Raw genomic sequence first — 645 nt, 5'->3', positions numbered from 1 at the left:
TGCCGCAACGGGTAGAACGCCCCTCGCGCTAGCGGGCCGTAGGCCTCACTGTTCGCCCGCCGCCGCTCCGTCTTGCTGCGCGGCTGTTGGTTGACACGCTCCCGGATCCCGGTCAGGTCTTCCAAGGCAATAAAACGGTGGGTGGCCAGTGCCCTGGAAACAATGGACTTGGAGATGCAGTGATTGACCCAGGTTTGAAAGCGTCTCTCCCGGCCAGACAACCGTTGCAGCAGTTGCCGACACCTGCGCCGAGTGCTGCGTGTGCCCTTGCTGGCCTTGCGTTGCATAGCCGCCCTCAACCGGGAGTAGTGATCTCTGACCCGGTTCAACTGCTGTCCATTGAAGCTTGACTGGGTTGACCACCTTCTCTGGCGTGTTTTGGTTGACCCAGTAAGGCCTACGGCCCGCTGGCGCGAGGAGTGCTTGTGCAAAAGCCGACAAGGTTGCCTCTAGCTTCACGGCTTGCGAAGCAGACACCTTGAGCTTGCAGGAGATAGTCAGGACTTGGGTCATGTCACGATTATCCGTCGTCCGCATTCCTCCCGACCCTGACCGGCCCGCCTTCCCCCCGTATACGGGTGGACAGAGGGGGGTACAGGGCGGGGCTCCTGCGGTTTCTAGCTGAAGATTGCATCCATGCTCAAC

At 60.8% G+C, this 645-nt stretch carries 1 pseudogene; it reads right to left on the bottom strand.

Annotated features, from left to right (window positions below):
• Positions 1 to 344: pseudogene (locus NW844_RS13095) on the bottom strand (RNA-guided endonuclease TnpB family protein); the annotation flags it as partial.
• Positions 345 to 645 lie beyond the last annotated feature (301 nt).

Source organism: Synechococcus sp. H55.2, from assembly GCF_047462495.1.
In the GTDB taxonomy this organism is placed as follows: domain Bacteria; phylum Cyanobacteriota; class Cyanobacteriia; order Thermostichales; family Thermostichaceae; genus Thermostichus.
Note: the sequence above shows the minus strand (reverse complement) of the source record. Positions and strands in the feature narration are given on the sequence as shown.